Below are 16,493 nucleotides of genomic sequence, written 5' to 3'. Positions count from 1 at the left end.
CTCTGCATTTATTGTTAATAAATATAGACGAAAGCGGCAAGGCGCGGCGCGCCGCTGGATTTTCTGGAAGGCTTAAGCCGTATGTTCCGCTTCGTCCAGGTCGGGCGCGTCGTCGCTGTTGTAGACGGCCAGGTCGGTCTGTCCCATGACCCGGCTGGTGACGGTGCCGGCCGTGATCGAGCCGCTGACGTTCAGGGCCGTGCGGCCCATGTCGATCAGCGGTTCGACGGAGATCAGCAAGCCGGCCAGCGCGACGGGCAAGTCCATCGCCGACAGCACGATCAGCGCGGCAAACGTGGCGCCGCCGCCCACGCCGGCCACGCCGACGGAACCGATGGTGATGATGGCCAGCAATGGCAACAGGAAACTGATGGTGAACGGGTCAACGCCGACTGTCGGGGCGATCATCACGGCCAGCATGGCGGGATAGATGCCGGCGCAGCCATTCTGGCCGATGGTCGAGCCGAACGAGGCGGCGAAGTTGGCGATGCCTTCCGGCGTGCCCAGGCGCTGCGTCTGCGTCTGCACGCTCATCGGGATCGAACCGGCGCTGGTGCGCGAGGTGAACGCGAAAGCCAGCACGGGGAAGACTTTCTTCACGAAGCGCAGCGGGTTCAGGCCGACGCCGGCGATGATGGCCAGGTGCACCAGGAACATCAGTATCAGCGCGCTGTACGAGGCGACGACGAAGTTGATCAGTTTCAAGATGTCCGTGTAGCTCGACGAGGCCACCACTTCAAACATCAGCGCGAACACGCCATACGGCGTCAGGCGCAGCACCAGGGTGACCATGCGCATGACGATGGCGTGCGCCACTTTCATGAAGCTTTCGAACGCGGCGAAGATCTCCGGCTTTTTCGCCGCGATGCCGGTGGCCGAGATGCCGATGAAGATGGAGAACACCACCACGGCGATGGTCGAGGTCTTGCGCGCGCCCGTCATGTCGAGGAAGGGGTTGGTCGGCACGAAGCTGACCAGCAGTTTCGGCAGCGACAGGGCTTTCGCCGTTTCCAGCGAGCCTTGCAGCTGCACGCCGCGCGCCACTTCGGCGGCGCTTGACGTCAGGCCGACAGCCGTCAGGCCGAACAGCTTGGCCATCAGGATGCCGATCGCGGCGGCGACCGTGGTGGTGATGAGCAGGGTGCCGATGGTCAGCGCGCTGATCTTGCCCAGCGAACTGGCGTCCTTGAGCTTCAGAATGGCGGAGATGATGGAAACCATGATCAGCGGCATGATGATCATCTGCAGCAGTTTCACATAGCCGCTGCCGACGATATCGATGTATTCATTGGTGCCCGCGATGATGGGCGAACCGGCGCCGTACAGCCATTGCACGGCCGCGCCCAGCAGCACGCCCAGGCCCAGGCCCGTGAACACGCGCAGGGTGAAGGTGGCGTGCTTGCGTTGCTGGTGGAACATGAAGGCGAAGACGATCAACGCAACGAGCAGGTTCAGGATGATGTTAATTGCCATGAGTGGGCCTTATCTTGGTTTTATTCGAGACTGCAGAAAGCAACTGTACTACAGCTAACGCCTGCCCCAGCCTGGGGCGGAAGGGCAAGCACTGTACAGTACTATGGGGGCGTTCTGCGCCATGCCGCTGCGAATATTACGCTATATGAATATTCCCCACAGGCATAAGCGCAGCGATAAGCCTTTGGGATGATTGTGCATCTGGCCATTTCATGCCAGCATGCTTTTCCGTTTGCTAATATGGCGCGCGTTATTTTAATAAGGAAAACAATGAATGCTTTGACGGAAGTACAAGTGCTGGATGCGGAAGAGCGCCTGCGCCAGGCCATGATGGCATCCGACGTGGCCGAGCTGACTGTCCTGCTGGCGGACGACTTGCTGTTTACGAATCACCTGGGCCACTTGCTGAGCAAGCATGCGGACCTGGCCGCGCACGAGCAGCGCCTGCTGACCATCACGGATCTGCGCGCTTCCGAGCGCCATGTGCGCATCAATGGCAACGTGGCCGTGGTCTCCGTGCGCATGCAGCTGACGGGCAGCTATCACGACGTGGAAACGCATGGCGACTTCCGTTTTACGCGCGTATGGGCGCAGGATGAGGCTGGCGCGCTGCAAGTGATCGCCGCCCATTCGGGCGTGGTGGCGTAAGGAGTGGCAGTGGATCATCGTTCCAAAGGGCAGCTGCTGGAAGCTGTGATTGCCGCCGGGCCCGCCACGCTGGCCGTGACGGCCAGCTACCCCGTGCTGCTGTACCAGCTGGTGCGCACCTGGGCCGAGGCGCCCGGCGCCAACGCGCTGGCGGCCCTGCTGCTGACGGGCGGCCTGTGGGCCTTGCTGGAATTCTGGCGCATCGCGCTGGCCACCGTGGCGCGCAAGGCGTATGCCTTCAACTGGCGCTTCTGGCTGGCCATCGCCGCTTTCCTTGCCTGCTTCGTGCGTTTCGTGCCGGACATGCCGGCCGGCCTGGCGCTGGTGCTGGTGGTGTTGCCGGCGCTGGCCTGGACGCATTTCATTTTGTTGCAGATCAAGCGCCCGCGCGGACCCTGAACTGTGGCAAGCCTGCATGCCGCGGCAAGATCATCATGCCACGGCTGCCCGCTATCGATATAATCGGTTTCCACAAGCATGGCAATCAGCCTGCCTGGCGCAACTCCATTACTTTTGAAAGAATGTCAATGAAAGCTCTCTTTTTGTTGTTGTTGGTATCGGGCGCCGCCGTGGCTGATGATGCCGCGCTGTTGCAATGCCGTTCCCTGAACGATGTGCCCAGCCGCGTGAAATGCTATGACGCCATTCCATTGAGCGGCGCCGCCAGGGTGGCCGCCCCCGTGGCCGCCGCAGCGGCCGTGGTTGCCGCGCCGACGCCACAGCAGCGCGAGCAAAACTTTGGCATGGAAGCGGTGAAGGCGCCAAAATCGGCCGAGCCGGAAGAAAACAAGTCGATCAGCAGCAGCATCGCCGGCAAGTTCGACGGCTGGAGCGGCAATGAGCTGATCAAATTGAGCAATGGCCAGGTGTGGCGCATCATCGATGGCAGCTCCGCCGTGCTGGCGCCGATGACCAATCCGAAGATCACTGTGGAACGCAATTTTATCGGCACCTACTTCCTGAAGGTGGAAGGCACGAACAACTCGCCGAAAGTACGCCGCGTGCAATAAGCGGCCTTCGTTTCAGTCAGCCCGGGTCTTCGTCCTCGGCAGCCAGCCAGGCAATGCGCCCATTGCCGGCTTCCTCCAGATGGGCCAGCAGGGCGGTGGCCGCCGTTTCCGGCAGGCTGAACTCGAACAGCACGATGTCGCTATGCGTCACGCTCAGCAAGGTGGCGCCGGCCGCATCGAGTTCGCGGCGCAGCATGCCTTCCATCGCGTAAGGCAGCGTGCAGCGCAGGGTGCGCTGACGCACGATGGCCGTCTTTTCCGCTTGCAGCAGCGCCTGCGCCACGCTGTCCGTGTAGGCCCGCACCAGGCCGCCGGCCCCCAGCTTGATCCCGCCAAAATAACGCACGACAGTGGCCAGCACGCCTTCCAGGTCCTGGTGGCGCAGCACGTCGAGCATGGGCCGCCCGGCCGTGCCGCTCGGCTCCCCATCATCGACGGCCGCCGACTGTCCGCCCGCCAGCAGCGCCCAGCACACATGGCAGGCGCCCGGATGCTGCGCCTTCAAGTCATTGACCACCTGCTGCGCGCTGGCGCGGTCCGTCATCGGCTGCACGCAGCCAATGAAACGGCTTTTCTTGATGATCAGTTCGCTGTGGACGGGGGTGGCAATGGTAAACGGCATGGCGGGAGCAAGGGCGGGCAAAGCAGCATGATAGAGGAAATGCGCGCCCGGGACGAGCCAGGGGCTGGCTATGCCCCAGCTTTGGCCAACAGTTCGCGCAGCCGGGTATCGCGCACCTGCAGAATGTCGAACAGCCCCAGCGCGTGCAAGGCAGGCAAGGCGTCGAGGATGTCGCGCTCGGCAGTGCTTCGCTCAACGCTGCTGCCGGACTCGTCCAGCCATCGCCTGGCATTGCCCAGGAAGGCGCCCACCGTGCCCTTGCGCACGCTGACGCCATTGAACTGCCCCTCGTTTTGCTCATCCGGTAAAAGGTCTTCCGCACGCATGGTGAACTCCTGAAGTATTGAAAGACTCCACTGTATGATGGCGAAATTGTCTTGTCTGCGTTATTTATGACCATCGATACGCCAAATCAGTCAATCTTGCCGCCGCAGTTATTGCTGCGTGCCTTGCGCATTTCCCAGCCGCAGGAGCGGGTAACGCCGCCGCATCACCACGCCAGCGGGCAGCTGTTCGGCGCAGTCCAGGGCTTGCTCTCCGTGGCTGCCGACAGCGGGCAGTGGGTCGTGCCGGCCAGTCACTGCGTGTGGATGCCGCCCCATCATGTCCATGCGCTGCGCTCGCACGGACCGTTCGCGGGTTGGAGCGTGTATGTGGACGAGGACAGTTGCGCAAGCTTGCCCGCCGCGCCTTGCGTGATGCGTGTTTCCGGCCTGCTGCGCGAAGCCGTGGGTCGCGCCAGCACCTGGGGCGATGGCGCGCTGGACGCGCGGCAGGAGCGGGTGGCAGGCGTGATCCTCGACGAAATCACCGCCTTACCGCATGAATCCTTCGGCTTGCCCCTGCCCACGGACCCGCGCCTGCTGCGCGTGGCCCGCGCCATCCTCGATGACTTGGCCGACGAGCGGGGCGTGGAAGCGCTGGCCACCTGGGCCGGCGTCTCGCCGCGCACCCTGGCGCGCCGTTTTACGGCCGAGACCGGCTTTACGCCCTCGGCCTGGCGCCAGCGCGCCCGCATCCTGCGCGCCCTGGAACTGCTGGCGACCGGCCAGCCAGTCACGACCATTGCGCTGGACCTGGGTTACGACACGGTCAGCGCCTTCATCGCCATGTTCAAGCGGGTGATGGGCGTGACGCCGGGGAGGTATGGTGTTATGTGAATAATCTGATAATTCACGCGCAAGATTATTAGTCTTAGCATGCTCATGTCCTATGGATTACTTAAGAATACAATTTCCGGAGCAAGGCCTGCGTGATCATGTGTGAAGCTGGGTGAAATCGGCTAGAGGGTCAGAAATGAACCAGAAAACAAAAAAGCCAACCGCGGACGGTTGGCTTTTCTGACGTATTTGGTAGGCCGTGCGGGATTCGAACCTGCGACCAACGGATTAAAAGTCCGCTGCTCTACCAGCTGAGCTAACGACCCAAAAACTTTTTACAACTGAACTGCGGTAACGCTGTGCGGCATGTGCTTGCCATGAAGGCTTGCAAGCATGCCACAAATTCTTGGTAGGCCGTGCGGGATTCGAACCTGCGACCAACGGATTAAAAGTCCGCTGCTCTACCAGCTGAGCTAACGACCCAAGGGCGGCTATTATGACGGCCAAAGGCGGTTTTGGGAAGGGCAAGGATGGAAAAAAGCCTTGCAGAGCGCGCGGAGACGGCATAATATAGGTAGATAGCCTACCTACTTATATATTCCCATGTCCACTACCGAAGACCTTCCCATCCCCGAGCGCGCGCTGGCGCTGTCCGATGAATTGCGCACGGCGTTCAAGCGCCTGCTGCGCACCATGCAGCGCGAAGGGGGCGAACTGGAGGGCGGCGTGTCGATGATGCAGTACATGCTGCTGGCCCTGATCCACGAGCAGCCCGGCATCGGCGTGGCCGCGCTGGCGCGCCTGCAGAACGTGCGCGGGCCGACCGTCAGCGCGCAGGTCAAGTCGCTCGAAGAAGCGGGGCTGGTCGAGCGCGGCGCGCCCGATCCGCAAGACCGGCGCCGCTCGGGCCTGCAAGTGTCCGCGCAAGGCCTGGCCGTCCTGGAAACCCTGCGCGCGCGCCGCCGCGATGCGCTGGCGCGGCGCATCGCCCGCCTGTCGCCGCAGCAGATGGAGGCGCTGGCCGCCGCCATGCAGCCGCTGCTCGAGATTGGACAGGCATGAGCACCGCCGGCAAAACTGCGGGCGCGGAAGCGCCGCTGACGGAACGCGAAGTGCGTGCCACCTATCTCGGCCTGATGGCCGTGCTGGGCCTTGGCGCGCTGGACCAGAGCATTGTCGCCACGGCCTTGCCGCGCATCGTCGATGACCTGGGCGGCATGGCGCATCTGTCGTGGGTGGTCACGGCCTATGTGCTGGCCTCGACGGCCACCATGCCGCTGTATGGCAAGTTGGCCGACCAGTATGGCCGCCGCCCGATGATCTTCACGGCCCTGCTGACCTTTTTGCTCGGCTCGGTGCTGTGCGGACTGGCGCAGAACATGACGGAACTGATCATCTTCCGTGCCATCCAGGGCTTGGGCGCGGGCGGCTTCATGCCGCTGGCGCAGATCATCATCGGCGATATCGTGCCGCCGGCCGAGCGCGGCAAGCGGCAGGGCATGGTGCCCATCGTGTTTGCCGTCACCAGCGTGCTGGGGCCGGTATTGGGCGGCGTCATCACGGATGCGCTGTCGTGGCACTGGATTTTCTATGTGAACCTGCCCGTGGGCGCGGTCGCCTTCTACATCATCGCGCGCGCCATGCGCAAACCCGTGCGCACGCATGCGCACCAGATCGATTATCTGGGTTCCACCTTGCTGACGGGCGCCATCACGGCGGCGCTGCTGGTGCTGGCGCTGGGCGGCACGGAGTGGCCGTGGGATGCGCTGGCCATCAAGGTATGCGGCGGCCTGGCCGTGCTGCTGGGTATCTGGCTGGCCGTCCACGTGGGGCGGGTGGATGAACCCGTGCTGCCGCCCGACCTGTTCGGCAACCGCACCTTCAATATCGCCAGCCTGGTGATGGCCGTGACCTTCATGGGCCTGATGGGCGCCAGCGTTTTCTTTCCCCTGTTCTTCCAGCTGGTGATGGGGACGAGTCCCGCCGAGTCCGGCGTGATGACGGTAGCGATGATGGTGGGCCTGGTGGCGTCGTCGATGTTCAACGGCAGGGTGCTGTCGCGCTCGGGCAAGTACAAGATGGTGCAGGTGATAGGGCTGGCTGTGGCAGTCGTGGCGTTTGCCGTGCTGGCCTGGGCCATGGAAACGTCGCAGGGCTACTGGATCATCGAGCCGGCCATTTTCTTCCTCGGCACGGGGCTGGGACTGGTGATGCCGAACATGACGATTGCCGTGCAAAATGCCTTGCCGCTGGCGCGGCGCGGCGTGGGCACGGCCATGCTGGCCTTCTTCCGCTCGCTGGGCGGCTTGCTGGGCGTGACGGCGTCCGGCGCCATCCTCGCGCACCAGTTGCACCAGCATGGCGTGGAAGCCGTCTCGGCGCTGGGCGCGCACGCGGCGCAGGCGCAGACGGTGGAAGTGTATCGCCACGCCATTGCCAGCGTGTTTGGCGCCGGCGCCGTGTTGCTGCTGGTGGGGCTGATCTTCCTGCTGTTCCTGCCGGAACTGCCCCTGGAGGGGCATCCGGCAACGCAAAAGGCGACGGCCGATCAGTAGCGTTCCAGCCAGTGGGCGTAGGGTGCCGGCAGGGTCCACGAGGCGCGTTCGACGCCCAGTTCCTTGGCGGCAAAGTATGCCCAGTGCGGATTGGCCAGGTGCGCCTTGCCCACCATCACCAGGTCCAGCTGTTCTTCCTTGACGACGCGCTCGGCGATGGCCGGCGTGCCGAAGCCCCAGGCGGACGAAACGGGAACGCCCGCTTCGCGACGCACGCGTTCGGCGATCGGGCCCATGAATGCCGGACCCCATGGAATCGAGACGTCGGGAATCGTGAAGCCCATGCTGACGCTGATCATGTCCATGCCGGCATCCTTGAACTGGCGTACCAGGCCGATCGATTCGAGCAGGGTCTGCTCGTCGCGGCCATCGAATTCCAGCACGCCAAAGCGGATTGTCAGCGGCAGGTGTTCGGGCCACACTTCACGCACGGCTTTCAATGTTTCCAGCAGGAAGCGGCTGCGGTTTTCCAGGCTGCCGCCATAGATGTCGTCGCGCTGGTTCGAGTGGGCCGAGAAGAAACTTTGCGCCAGGTAGCCGTGGGCAAAGTGCAGTTCCAGCCACTCGAAGCCCACTTCGCGGGCGCGCACGGCGGCGTCGACGAAATTCTGTTTCACGCGGGCGATATCGTCGAGGTCCATGACGCGTGGCACTTTCGGCAGGCCGCCGCCAAAGGCGATGGCGGACGGGGCGATGGTTTGCCAGCCGCGCGCGTCGCCTTCCACGATATGGTCATCGCCTTCCCATGGGCGGTTGGCGCTGGCCTTGCGGCCCGCGTGGGCGATCTGGATGCCGGGCACGGAGCCGGCCGCCTTGATGGCTTTCACGACAGGCACGAAGGCTTGCGCCAGATCATCGTTCCAGATGCCGGTGCAGCCGGGCGTGATGCGGCCTTCCGGCGCCACGGCCGTTGCTTCGACGATCACCAAGCCGGCGCCGCCACGGGCCATGCCCGCGTAATGCGACAAATGCCAGTCATTGGCCACGCCATCGACGGCCATGTACTGGCACATGGGCGGCACGGCGATGCGGTTGCGCACGGTGATGTCTTTGAGGGTGTAGGGCTGGAAGAGGGCGGACATGGTGGCCTTTGTGTTGGTTGACATAAAAATAGGATGGAGCTGGTTCGGTAGTTCGTAAATATTCGAAGAATGGAATAAGTATAGCCGATGCGGTATGATTCTGCTCATGCGTCCACACAAACATCCTCCCGCCAGCGAATTCGTCCTCGAGCGCGTCCTCTACGCCTTGAGCGATTCCATCCGCCTCGACATCGTGCGCCACCTGGCCCGCGTGGAGGCGGCCGCGTGCGGCGACCTCGATGGCGGACGGCCGAAATCGACCGTCTCCCACCATTTCAAGGTCTTGCGCGAAGCGGGCCTGGTGTGCACGGAGAACGTTGGCACCACGCACATGAACACCCTGCGCCGCGCCGATATCGAGAGCCGTTTTCCTGGCTTGCTCGATGCCATCCTGGCGCAGCAGCCGCAGGCCGCGATGGCCGGCGAGGCTGGCGGGCAGGCCGCCGCCTGAGCTTCCGTGCCCCGCCATTTGCCAGGCTCGGCTATGATGTCGGCCTTTCGGTAAATCCTCAGCCGCGCGCCTGTAGCGCGCCAGGCTGGCGACACGACCTGGCACGGCAAGGATAGGGAATGACGGCAGCAGCAGTGGTATCACAGGCGGACCTGGCAAATCGTCCGCAGTTTGGCTGGATCAATGGTTTGAAGGCGGGCGCGGCGCAATTGATCGTGCTGCACCACCTGGCGTTCTATGGCCCCATGTCCGATTACGTGCAGCCGCTGTGGCCCGCCTTGCTGGACTGGCTGGGCGGCAGCGCCCGCATCGCCGTGCAAGTGTTTCTCGTCATTGGCGGCTTCCTGGCCGCCAAGTCGCTGTCGCCCGCCGGACGCGCGGGCATGGCGGCCCCCCTGCAAGCCGTCTGGCGCCGCTATGCCAAGCTGGCGCCGCCGTTTCTCGCCGCCACACTGCTCGCCGCCGTGCTGACGCCTGTGGCCGGCATCTGGATGCTGCACGATTCCATGTCGGCCGCCGTCACCCTGGGCCAGTTGAGCGCCCACGCCTTGCTGCTGCACGGCGTGCTGGGCTACGAGTCGCTGTCGGCCGGCGCCTGGTACGTGGCCATCGATTTCCAGCTGTACCTGCTGACCGTGCTACTGCTGTGGCTGGCTGGCCGCCTGGCGGGCCGGCGGGCGCTGCCCTGGCTGATGCCGCTGGCCGTCACTGCGGGCATCACCTTGTCCCTGCTGTATTTCAATCTCGACGCGGATTGGGATGACTGGGCGCCATACTTCTTCGGCAGCTACGGCCTGGGCATGCTGGCCTGGTGGGCCAGCGACCCGGTCCGCAAGCCCGGCGCCATGACGGCGCTCATGGGCATGATGGCGCTGCCTGTCCTGCTGGGGCTGGCCATCGACTACCGCAGCCGCATCGCGCTGGCCCTGATCGTCGCCTGCGCGCTGATCCTGTTCGGCCGCGCCCGCACGCTTTCCCATGGCCGGGCCTGGAACATCGTCAACGCGCTGGGGCGTATTTCCTACGCCGTCTTCCTTGTGCACTTTCCCGTCAGCCTGCTGGTCAACGCACTGTTTACCGCCTACGTGCCGCTCGAGCCGGCATGGCAGGCGCTGGGCATGCTGACGGCCTGGAGCGCCAGCCTGGCGGCCGGTGCCGCGTTTCACCGCTGGGTGGAAGTGCCGCTGGGACGGATCGTGCCGCTGGTCGTGGCGCATTTGCGCGCGCGGCCCGTGTTGGGCTGAGGTCCCGTCGACGGCGGTCAGCGAATTGCTGAACGGCACATTATTAGTGATCAAGATGCTATGCTGTAGGGCTTGATAATGGTCGAGCCCCGTTTAATTTCGCCTGTACTTTATAAAAATGATTATAAGAAGTCGCGCTTCATACTGCCGTCGCTTGCGCATTGCTGGCCTGGTGCTTTCTATTTTACCGCTGCTGGCGCTGTGCTATTTCCGGGTTCTCACGCTGGCGTTCGACTTCGCAATGCGTGCATGATGGGCATGAGTTCCACAATGCCGATATTGCCCCCCCCCTGGGGGGGGGCGCCTTAACGGCAAACTCTCTGGGCCGATCTGGTGTCATCGGATTGGCCCCTCGGTCCGCACGCCTGAATGCATCCGAAAAATAATGACAACCAGAGGAAGAAATGACAGTGAAAAATAGTTCCGCCATAACGCTGACTATCCTTGCGGCCGGCTGCGTTAATGTTGCTTGGGCCGATGCCATTGCCGACGCTCAAATTTTTCCAGCCTGCGGTAGCACATACGGAAAGAAGCTGGAATCCAGGGTATTCACAATGCCCCGAATCGGAGTGGAAACTGTCGCCGAGATAGGCCAGACGATGATTGCGACCTATAAAACCGATGTGATGGCGGGCACCGAGAGCTATGCGTTTTCGCTCGATCAATCCGTTCAGTTGTCCGGGCGTTCCTATGGACAGGACTTTACGCTGACCTTGTTTCCCTTGAAGGTTGCAATGATGCCAGGTGCCGCATATCGTGCAGCTGATTATAATTTTCAGTACGCCAATGACAAGGAGCCCCGGACTGGCCTCGGCAAGCCGGACGTGTATTTGACGATGATTCTTCCATCGCAAGAGGTCACGGTCAAGGTCAAGATTGGATTGGGGCAGGAAATATTTCCTATTGGGAATGCGGAAATCTTGAAGACTACTCAATGTACGATTACCGGTCCTGAATCATTCCAAAGGGAGCTGGTGTACTCGGGTGTGGTGAAAGGCGTTGTTTCGGTATCATATCGCGAGTTTATCGGCAATATGGCAAGGCCAGCTTTTTCCAAAGAGTTTCAATTCGATTTGAGTGAAGGAAATGAAATAGGCTTTAAAGGTGCGCGGTTCAAGATTGTAAAGGCCAATAACCTTGGCATTACCTATCAGATGACGAAGAATCTCGATTGATCTGGCATGTAAGGGCTGAGTAGAAGGGGAATCCTGCCTGATGGCGGGGATGGTACTCGTTTCCATGTGGAAATTTTCATATCTGTTAGTCTTGCTTATTTGAAATATAACGATAACAAGCAGGCGCATGTGTTACACCATCACTTTCATGAAGCTGACGGCAGTTGTGCTGCTAGCCGTCTTTGGCCTGGGCGCCTGTTCCTGAGCTCGTTTGACAAAAGAGGTGCACCTGAAGCAGGTGGGTAGTTCGATATCATGGGGATCGACAAGGGGAGGCCATCAGGTGGATCAGCGATGCGGGATTTATTTGCACGGAGGACCTGTATTACGCCAAAGGAAAGGTGCTTATCATCACCGGCCACGTAAAGGATAGTGGGAGCCCAGCGTCGTGGAGAAAGTGAGTTGCAACAAGGCCGGGTTGGAGTTGATGTGTCCGCAGCGCCGCTTTATCGATTTTGAATACGCAAAAGCGGACCATAAGGTGGTGTACATGCGCCCGTGGCATGGAGCACAGCTGTTTCTAGGTCAGGCAGAAACGGCGGCGCAAAACAAAAAAGCCAACCGCGAACGGTTGGCTTCTCTGTAGTATTTGGTAGGCCGTGCGGGATTCGAACCTGCGACCAACGGATTAAAAGTCCGCTGCTCTACCAGCTGAGCTAACGACCCAAAAACTTTTTACAACAACTTCGGTAACACTGTGCCGTAAAAAAATGCTTGCTATAACAACTCGCAAGCAGATCAGTACTGCGTATTCGTGGTAGGCCGTGCGGGATTCGAACCTGCGACCAACGGATTAAAAGTCCGCTGCTCTACCAGCTGAGCTAACGACCCGAAGAAGAAAGATTATAGGGGGTGCCCGGGATTCTGTCAAACCTAACGGGCAACTTTTTCCCCTGTTTTACTTTTTGCCGGCCCGTTCCTTGGCCGTTTGCGCGGCGCTGGAGTCCGGATAGCGCGCGATCAGCGCGTTCAGGGTCTTGGTGGTGTTGGCCTTGTCTTTCAGTTCCGTGTAGCAGCTGGCGATGTTGAGCATGGCATCGGCCGCCTTCGGGCTGTCCGGGTAGTTCTTCACGACGGCTTGCTGGGCGCTGATGGCGTTCTTGCAGTCGCGCTGGGCGTAATACGCGTTGCCCAGCCAGTATTGCGCGTTGGCCGCGTAGGCCGACTCCGGGTAGCGCTTCACAAAGGCGTCCAGCGCCGTGGCGGCACCCTTGTAGTCACCCGACTTGAACTGCGCCAGCGCCGCTTCGTAGGAGCTTTGCTCGGAGACGCCGACGGCCGCTTCCTGGCCGTCGATGGTGACCTGGCGCGGTTCGAGCTTGCGCAGGCGCGCGTCGAGGTCGGCGTAGAAATCTTTCTGGCGCTTTTGCGCGGTCGCCAGGTCATTGCCCAGCACTTCGATCTGTCCCCGCAGGCGGGCGATCTCTTGCATGGTCTGGTCGTGCTGGTTGAGCATGGCGAGGGTGCTGGTCTTGTCCGCCTTGGTATCGATGCGGCTGTTGATGTCGCGTGCCAGTGCGTCGACTTTCGAGCGCAGCTCCAGGATGGCCTTGCGTGCTTCGTCGTCGTCGAACAGGGCTGCGTTGGCGTGCAGGGGCAGGGCGGCAAAGGCGGCCAGCAGGGCGGCGGCGACGCCGGCTTTCGAGAATGTCATCATGGGTCGGGCTTTCAAAAGTTACGCATACATGCAAACGGGGCGCCAGGCGGTAATACTCCGCGCAGCGCCCCATTATTATGCCTATGACTGGCCAGTTAGGTAAGCGCGAATCTTGCTGCGCCTACCGCTGAACATCAATAAACGATGTCAGCGCGGCGGTTTTCTGCCCATGCTGCTTCGTTGCTGCCTTGAGCTTTAGGCTTTTCTTTGCCCAGCGACACGGCTTCCATTTGGCCTTCTGGCACGCCCAGGGCGGCCATCGACTTGCGCACTGCTTCAGCACGTTTCTGGCCCAGGGCCAGGTTGTACTCGGCGCCGCCGCGTTCATCGGTGTTACCTTGGATCAGGATCTTGCGTGCTGGCGTTTTGACCAGGTAAGCAGCGTGGTTTTGTACCACTGGCGTTTCCGATTCACGCACGACGTATTTGTCGAAATCGAAGTAGATGCTGCGGTTGGCCAGCACGCCTTTTGGATCGTCCAGTGGATCGACCGATGCGGTCGTTACTGGCTGAACTTGACGGGTGTCAACTGGTTCAGCGACTTTTTCAGGAGCGCGCTCAACCACTGGGGTTTCAGCTACTTTGACTGGGGTGCTGCATGCGGACAGCAGGGCGGCGGTAGCGGCGATGAAAGCCAAACTTTTAAAGTTACTCATTTTTATTCTCCGGGTCGTGGTTAAGGTAAAACGTACTGCATTACTTCATAAAAGGACCCCAGGTGGGCTCCTTGATATTGCCAGCTTGCGTAGTCAAACGCTGTTTGACGCGGCCATCCACCGATACCACTGCCAGCGACTTGCGTCGTCCGGATTCGGTCGCGTACATGATATATTTCCCGTTGGGCGAAAAGCTCGGTGATTCGTCGTTGGCGGTGTCCGACAGGCGCAGTTCCTGGCCACTAGCCAGGTCGAGCGCGTAGAGCTGGAAATTGCCGTCGCGACGGGAAATATAAGCGAGAGTCTTCCCGTCGGACGAGATCCGCGGGCTGATGTTGTAGGAGCCGCCAAACGTCACGCGCTTGGCTTCGCCGCCGCTGGTCGACATGCGGTAGATTTGTGGTCCGCCGCTGCGATCGCTGGTGAAGTAAATGCTTTGGCCATCGGCCGAGAATTGAGGTTCCGTATCGATGCCGCTGCTGGTGGTCAGGCGGCGCAAGCCGCTGCCATCGGCGTTGACGGTGTAGACCTGGGTATGGCCGTCGCGCGACAGGGCCACGGCCAGGCGCGAACCGTCTGGGCTCCAGCTCGGTGCCGAATTGCTGCCTTTTTCGTTCGAGACGATGGTGCGCTGGCGCGTTACCAGGTTTTGCACGTAGACGATGGGCTTTTTCTTTTCAAACGACACATACGCGACCTTGGTGCCGTCCGGCGACCAGGCAGGCGAAATGATCGGCTCGTTCGAGCGCAGGGCGACCTGGATGCCTTCGCCGTCGGCGTCAGCCACTTCCAGGCGGTATTCGCGGCCCGATTGCGTGACGTAGGCGATGCGCGTGGCGAACGCGCCTTTCACGCCCGTCAGTTTTTCATAGATGTCATCGGCGATCTTGTGCGCCAGCAAGCGGTTGAACTGCGGCGCGGCCGCATTGTTCATGCTCGACAGCTGCGCGCCCTTGATGGTATCGAACAGCTTGTAGCGCACATCCAGGCGGCCATCGGCCATGGTTTGCACGGTGCCGGCCGCCAGCGCATCGGCGCCGCGCGACTTCCATTGCTCGTAGCTGACGGGCGCCGTTTCCGACACGGGCGCATCGGCGTCGATCAGCTTGAACACGCCGCTGCGCGCCAGGTCGGCCTTGATGATGCCCGACAGCGATTGCGGCGCCGCCGATTCATTGACAAAGCTGGCGACAGCCACGGGGATCTGGTTGCTGCCGATCCCGGTAATCTCCACGCGCAGCTGCGCCTGGGCACCCGATGCTCCCAGCATCAGGCCGGCGCAGAGCACGACATAGCTCATTTTTTTCATGGTCATCATTTAGGCAAATCCTTCATCTCGAATATGAGTTCAATCTCGCGTTCCACGGTGCCGTCTTTTTTCTTCGGCAGTGGCGACGATTTATTAATGGCGTTTTCCACCGAGCTGTCATACGCCGGCAGGCCGCTACTTTTAATCTTTCGGACCGAAATAATTTCCCCAGTTGGCAATTGCTCGATCTTGAACACGGCGCGCGGGTTGCCCGGCACGTCCGTGCTACCGCTGTACGCGATATTGCTCTTGATCTTGCTCGTCAGGGCAGCGACATAGCCGCTGTCCTTGCGTGGCGCAGTCGCTTTCGCGGCCGTGCCTGTTGTTCCCGTACCGACCGCGCCCGTGATGCGGCTCATCTCGGCGGCGCGTGCCTTGTCGGCGGCTTTTTTCTCGTCGGCCGCTTTCTTCGCCTTGGCGGCTTTTTCCGCCGCCGCTTTTTTGTCGGCCAGTTCTTTCTCGGCTTTTTCTTCCGCCGCCTTTTCTTTCTCTTTGGCCTGCTTGGCTTTCTCCAGCTTGTCGGCCTTTTCTTTTTCCAGCTTTTCAGCCTTGTCTTTTTCTTTCTGCTTCTGTTTTTCCAGTTCGCGCTTCTCTTCCTCGCGTTCCTTCAATTCCTGCTTGCGGCGCTCTTCGGCCGCCGCTTTTTCTTTCTCTTCCTTCAGCTTGGCCTTCTTGCGTTCGAGGGCGATTTCCGCCTCGCGCAGGTCGACCTTCGGCTCGGGCGCGGCCACCGGCGGCGGTGGCGCTGGCTGCTCCACTTCCGGTTCCGGCGGCGGCGCAGGCGTTGGCTCCGGTTCCGTCGCCACGTCGGGTGGCGGCGCGGCCGTCTGCACCTGCATGTCCCATACTTCCGCTTCCACGGCGACCGGCTCCGTATTTTGCCAGTGTACGCCTACCCACAGGAAAAACAGCAGCCCAAGGTGCATCGCCAGCGCCAGGCCCAGCGAGGGCCAGCGGCTGCGTTCGCGCGGCACGCTGTAGGGCTTGCCGAGTACATGGTCGATTTGTTTGGTCTGCAAAGTCTAGTCTATCTAAAAACGGTCAAGTCTGGAAACAGGGTGCTGCGCTTACTTGGTGGCCAGGCCAACGCGGGTGATGCCCATCTTCTTCGCTTCCGAAATGAGCTGGATCACGTCGTCGTACTTGCTTTCCTTGTCGCCCGCGATCATCACCGGATACTCGGGATTGGTTTCGTGCAAGCCGCGCAGCTTGCGCAGCAGGGCGTCGCGGTTCGGTTCCGTTTCCGGCGACAACTGCTCCTTGCCGATGACGCCTATCGACAGCGAACCATTTGGCTTGAGCACGATCTGAATATAGTCATCAGGCGGTTTCGCCGATTTTTCCGCGTTGGGCAAGTTCACCACGCTGGGATTGTTCGACGACGGCATCACCATGAAGATGATCAGCAGCACCAGCATCACGTCGATATACGGCACGACGTTGATTTCCGACTTGAACTTGCGGCCACGGCCGCCGCGCATGCCGCCGCTATTGAATGAGGAACCCATGGC

The 16,493-nt window shown here is 61.3% G+C and carries 19 protein-coding genes and 4 tRNA genes; 10 read left to right on the top strand and 13 right to left on the bottom strand.

Annotation, left to right across the window (positions count from 1 at the left end; all coding sequences use genetic code 11):
- Positions 1–72: 72 nt before the first annotated feature.
- The gene (locus tag ACQ4WR_RS25540) at positions 73–1,473 is read right to left on the bottom strand and encodes an L-cystine transporter (protein WP_436490710.1); all 1,401 of its coding nucleotides are present in this window, start codon (positions 1,471–1,473) and stop codon (positions 73–75) included.
- 270 nt (positions 1,474–1,743) lie between these two features.
- On the opposite strand from ACQ4WR_RS25540, the gene ACQ4WR_RS25535 reads away from it, so the two are divergent.
- The 3 genes from ACQ4WR_RS25535 to ACQ4WR_RS25525 all read left to right on the top strand — a co-directional run bounded on the left by ACQ4WR_RS25535 (position 1,744) and on the right by ACQ4WR_RS25525 (position 3,131).
- Positions 1,744–2,121: a nuclear transport factor 2 family protein gene (locus ACQ4WR_RS25535; protein WP_102295025.1), complete on the top strand. Its 378-nt coding sequence runs from the start codon at positions 1,744–1,746 to the stop codon at positions 2,119–2,121.
- A 9-nt stretch (positions 2,122–2,130) separates the two neighbouring features.
- The gene (locus ACQ4WR_RS25530) at positions 2,131–2,520 is read left to right on the top strand and encodes a hypothetical protein (protein ID WP_436490708.1); all 390 of its coding nucleotides are present in this window, start codon (positions 2,131–2,133) and stop codon (positions 2,518–2,520) included.
- Positions 2,521–2,648: 128 nt separating this feature from the next.
- Positions 2,649–3,131 carry a hypothetical protein gene (locus ACQ4WR_RS25525; RefSeq protein ID WP_436490707.1) on the top strand — a complete coding sequence of 161 codons (483 nt, stop codon included), beginning with the start codon at positions 2,649–2,651 and terminating at the stop codon, positions 3,129–3,131.
- Between the two features lie 16 nt (positions 3,132–3,147).
- On the opposite strand, the gene ACQ4WR_RS25520 is transcribed toward ACQ4WR_RS25525, so the two are convergent.
- Positions 3,148–3,753, bottom strand: a complete 606-nt coding sequence (locus ACQ4WR_RS25520; protein WP_436490706.1) for an IMPACT family protein — start codon at positions 3,751–3,753, stop codon at positions 3,148–3,150.
- Positions 3,754–3,821: 68 nt separating this feature from the next.
- Positions 3,822–4,079 (bottom strand): hypothetical protein, encoded by a 258-nt coding sequence (locus ACQ4WR_RS25515; RefSeq protein WP_436490704.1) that lies wholly within the window; start codon positions 4,077–4,079, stop codon positions 3,822–3,824.
- Positions 4,080–4,145: 66 nt separating this feature from the next.
- Between ACQ4WR_RS25515 and ACQ4WR_RS25510 the strand changes: the two genes are divergently transcribed.
- Positions 4,146–4,913, top strand: coding sequence for an AraC family transcriptional regulator (locus ACQ4WR_RS25510; RefSeq protein WP_436490770.1), 768 nt, complete (start codon positions 4,146–4,148; stop codon positions 4,911–4,913).
- 190 nt (positions 4,914–5,103) lie between these two features.
- Here the strand turns inward: ACQ4WR_RS25510 and ACQ4WR_RS25505 are convergent.
- Positions 5,104–5,179 (bottom strand) — tRNA-Lys (locus ACQ4WR_RS25505).
- 81 nt (positions 5,180–5,260) lie between these two features.
- Positions 5,261–5,336 (bottom strand) — tRNA-Lys (locus ACQ4WR_RS25500).
- A 120-nt stretch (positions 5,337–5,456) separates the two neighbouring features.
- Between ACQ4WR_RS25500 and ACQ4WR_RS25495 the strand changes: the two genes are divergently transcribed.
- Positions 5,457–5,915 (top strand): MarR family winged helix-turn-helix transcriptional regulator, encoded by a 459-nt coding sequence (locus ACQ4WR_RS25495; RefSeq protein ID WP_436490702.1) that lies wholly within the window; start codon positions 5,457–5,459, stop codon positions 5,913–5,915.
- Complete coding sequence (locus ACQ4WR_RS25490; protein ID WP_436490701.1) at positions 5,912–7,408, top strand: MDR family MFS transporter; 1,497 nt, start codon at positions 5,912–5,914, stop codon at positions 7,406–7,408. The genes ACQ4WR_RS25495 and ACQ4WR_RS25490 overlap by 4 nt, the downstream gene beginning before the upstream one ends.
- Here ACQ4WR_RS25490 and ACQ4WR_RS25485 read toward each other — a convergent pair.
- On the bottom strand, positions 7,402–8,490 hold the full coding sequence (locus ACQ4WR_RS25485) for an NADH:flavin oxidoreductase/NADH oxidase (protein ID WP_436490769.1): 1,089 nt from the start codon (positions 8,488–8,490) through the stop codon (positions 7,402–7,404). The two genes, ACQ4WR_RS25490 and ACQ4WR_RS25485, sit on opposite strands and share 7 nt — an antisense overlap.
- A 106-nt stretch (positions 8,491–8,596) precedes the next feature.
- Here ACQ4WR_RS25485 and ACQ4WR_RS25480 point away from each other — a divergent pair, with 106 nt between their 5' ends.
- The 4 genes from ACQ4WR_RS25480 to ACQ4WR_RS25465 all read left to right on the top strand — a co-directional run bounded on the left by ACQ4WR_RS25480 (position 8,597) and on the right by ACQ4WR_RS25465 (position 11,946).
- Positions 8,597–8,941 carry an ArsR/SmtB family transcription factor gene (locus ACQ4WR_RS25480; protein WP_102295072.1) on the top strand — a complete coding sequence of 115 codons (345 nt, stop codon included), beginning with the start codon at positions 8,597–8,599 and terminating at the stop codon, positions 8,939–8,941.
- A gap of 119 nt (positions 8,942–9,060) precedes the next feature.
- Positions 9,061–10,185, top strand: a complete 1,125-nt coding sequence (locus ACQ4WR_RS25475; RefSeq protein ID WP_436490699.1) for an acyltransferase family protein — start codon at positions 9,061–9,063, stop codon at positions 10,183–10,185.
- 410 nt (positions 10,186–10,595) lie between these two features.
- Entirely contained in the window at positions 10,596–11,360 is a 765-nt protein-coding gene (locus tag ACQ4WR_RS25470; RefSeq protein ID WP_436490697.1) for a hypothetical protein, read from the top strand.
- 388 nt (positions 11,361–11,748) lie between these two features.
- Positions 11,749–11,946 (top strand): hypothetical protein, encoded by a 198-nt coding sequence (locus ACQ4WR_RS25465; protein WP_436490695.1) that lies wholly within the window; start codon positions 11,749–11,751, stop codon positions 11,944–11,946.
- Positions 11,947–11,950: 4 nt separating this feature from the next.
- Here ACQ4WR_RS25465 and ACQ4WR_RS25460 read toward each other — a convergent pair.
- The 7 genes from ACQ4WR_RS25460 to ACQ4WR_RS25430 all read right to left on the bottom strand — a co-directional run bounded on the left by ACQ4WR_RS25460 (position 11,951) and on the right by ACQ4WR_RS25430 (position 16,490).
- Positions 11,951–12,026 (bottom strand) — tRNA-Lys (locus ACQ4WR_RS25460).
- A gap of 89 nt (positions 12,027–12,115) precedes the next feature.
- Positions 12,116–12,191: transfer RNA gene (locus tag ACQ4WR_RS25455), tRNA-Lys, on the bottom strand.
- A gap of 67 nt (positions 12,192–12,258) precedes the next feature.
- On the bottom strand, positions 12,259–13,017 hold the full coding sequence (ybgF, locus tag ACQ4WR_RS25450; RefSeq protein WP_102295041.1) for a tol-pal system protein YbgF: 759 nt from the start codon (positions 13,015–13,017) through the stop codon (positions 12,259–12,261).
- A 134-nt stretch (positions 13,018–13,151) separates the two neighbouring features.
- Entirely contained in the window at positions 13,152–13,673 is a 522-nt protein-coding gene (gene pal, locus ACQ4WR_RS25445) for a peptidoglycan-associated lipoprotein Pal (protein WP_102295043.1), read from the bottom strand.
- A 40-nt stretch (positions 13,674–13,713) separates the two neighbouring features.
- Complete coding sequence (gene tolB / locus ACQ4WR_RS25440) at positions 13,714–14,982, bottom strand: Tol-Pal system beta propeller repeat protein TolB (RefSeq protein ID WP_374755248.1); 1,269 nt, start codon at positions 14,980–14,982, stop codon at positions 13,714–13,716.
- Between the two features lie 5 nt (positions 14,983–14,987).
- Positions 14,988–16,001, bottom strand: coding sequence for a cell envelope integrity protein TolA (tolA, locus tag ACQ4WR_RS25435; RefSeq protein ID WP_436490693.1), 1,014 nt, complete (start codon positions 15,999–16,001; stop codon positions 14,988–14,990).
- Positions 16,002–16,049: 48 nt separating this feature from the next.
- Positions 16,050–16,490, bottom strand: a complete 441-nt coding sequence (locus ACQ4WR_RS25430) for an ExbD/TolR family protein (RefSeq protein ID WP_258003006.1) — start codon at positions 16,488–16,490, stop codon at positions 16,050–16,052.
- Between the last annotated feature and the right edge of the window lie 3 nt (positions 16,491–16,493).

Origin of the sequence: Janthinobacterium amylolyticum, from assembly GCF_051380655.1 — a bacterium.
In the GTDB taxonomy this organism is placed as follows: domain Bacteria; phylum Pseudomonadota; class Gammaproteobacteria; order Burkholderiales; family Burkholderiaceae_D; genus Janthinobacterium.
Note: the sequence above shows the minus strand (reverse complement) of the source record. Positions and strands in the feature narration are given on the sequence as shown.

Coding starts and splice junctions, on each gene's coding strand:
- ACQ4WR_RS25430 (WP_258003006.1), bottom strand. CDS start 16,490: ATGGGTTCCTCATTCAATAGCGGCGGCATGCGCGGCGGCCGTGGCCGC.
- ACQ4WR_RS25490 (WP_436490701.1), top strand. CDS start 5,912: ATGAGCACCGCCGGCAAAACTGCGGGCGCGGAAGCGCCGCTGACGGAA.
- pal (WP_102295043.1), bottom strand. CDS start 13,673: ATGAGTAACTTTAAAAGTTTGGCTTTCATCGCCGCTACCGCCGCCCTG.
- ACQ4WR_RS25520 (WP_436490706.1), bottom strand. CDS start 3,753: ATGCCGTTTACCATTGCCACCCCCGTCCACAGCGAACTGATCATCAAG.
- ACQ4WR_RS25515 (WP_436490704.1), bottom strand. CDS start 4,079: ATGCGTGCGGAAGACCTTTTACCGGATGAGCAAAACGAGGGGCAGTTC.
- ACQ4WR_RS25535 (WP_102295025.1), top strand. CDS start 1,744: ATGAATGCTTTGACGGAAGTACAAGTGCTGGATGCGGAAGAGCGCCTG.
- ACQ4WR_RS25495 (WP_436490702.1), top strand. CDS start 5,457: ATGTCCACTACCGAAGACCTTCCCATCCCCGAGCGCGCGCTGGCGCTG.
- ybgF (WP_102295041.1), bottom strand. CDS start 13,017: ATGATGACATTCTCGAAAGCCGGCGTCGCCGCCGCCCTGCTGGCCGCC.
- ACQ4WR_RS25485 (WP_436490769.1), bottom strand. CDS start 8,490: ATGTCCGCCCTCTTCCAGCCCTACACCCTCAAAGACATCACCGTGCGC.
- ACQ4WR_RS25525 (WP_436490707.1), top strand. CDS start 2,649: ATGAAAGCTCTCTTTTTGTTGTTGTTGGTATCGGGCGCCGCCGTGGCT.
- tolB (WP_374755248.1), bottom strand. CDS start 14,982: ATGAAAAAAATGAGCTATGTCGTGCTCTGCGCCGGCCTGATGCTGGGA.
- ACQ4WR_RS25475 (WP_436490699.1), top strand. CDS start 9,061: ATGACGGCAGCAGCAGTGGTATCACAGGCGGACCTGGCAAATCGTCCG.
- ACQ4WR_RS25540 (WP_436490710.1), bottom strand. CDS start 1,473: ATGGCAATTAACATCATCCTGAACCTGCTCGTTGCGTTGATCGTCTTC.
- ACQ4WR_RS25480 (WP_102295072.1), top strand. CDS start 8,597: ATGCGTCCACACAAACATCCTCCCGCCAGCGAATTCGTCCTCGAGCGC.
- ACQ4WR_RS25510 (WP_436490770.1), top strand. CDS start 4,146: ATGACCATCGATACGCCAAATCAGTCAATCTTGCCGCCGCAGTTATTG.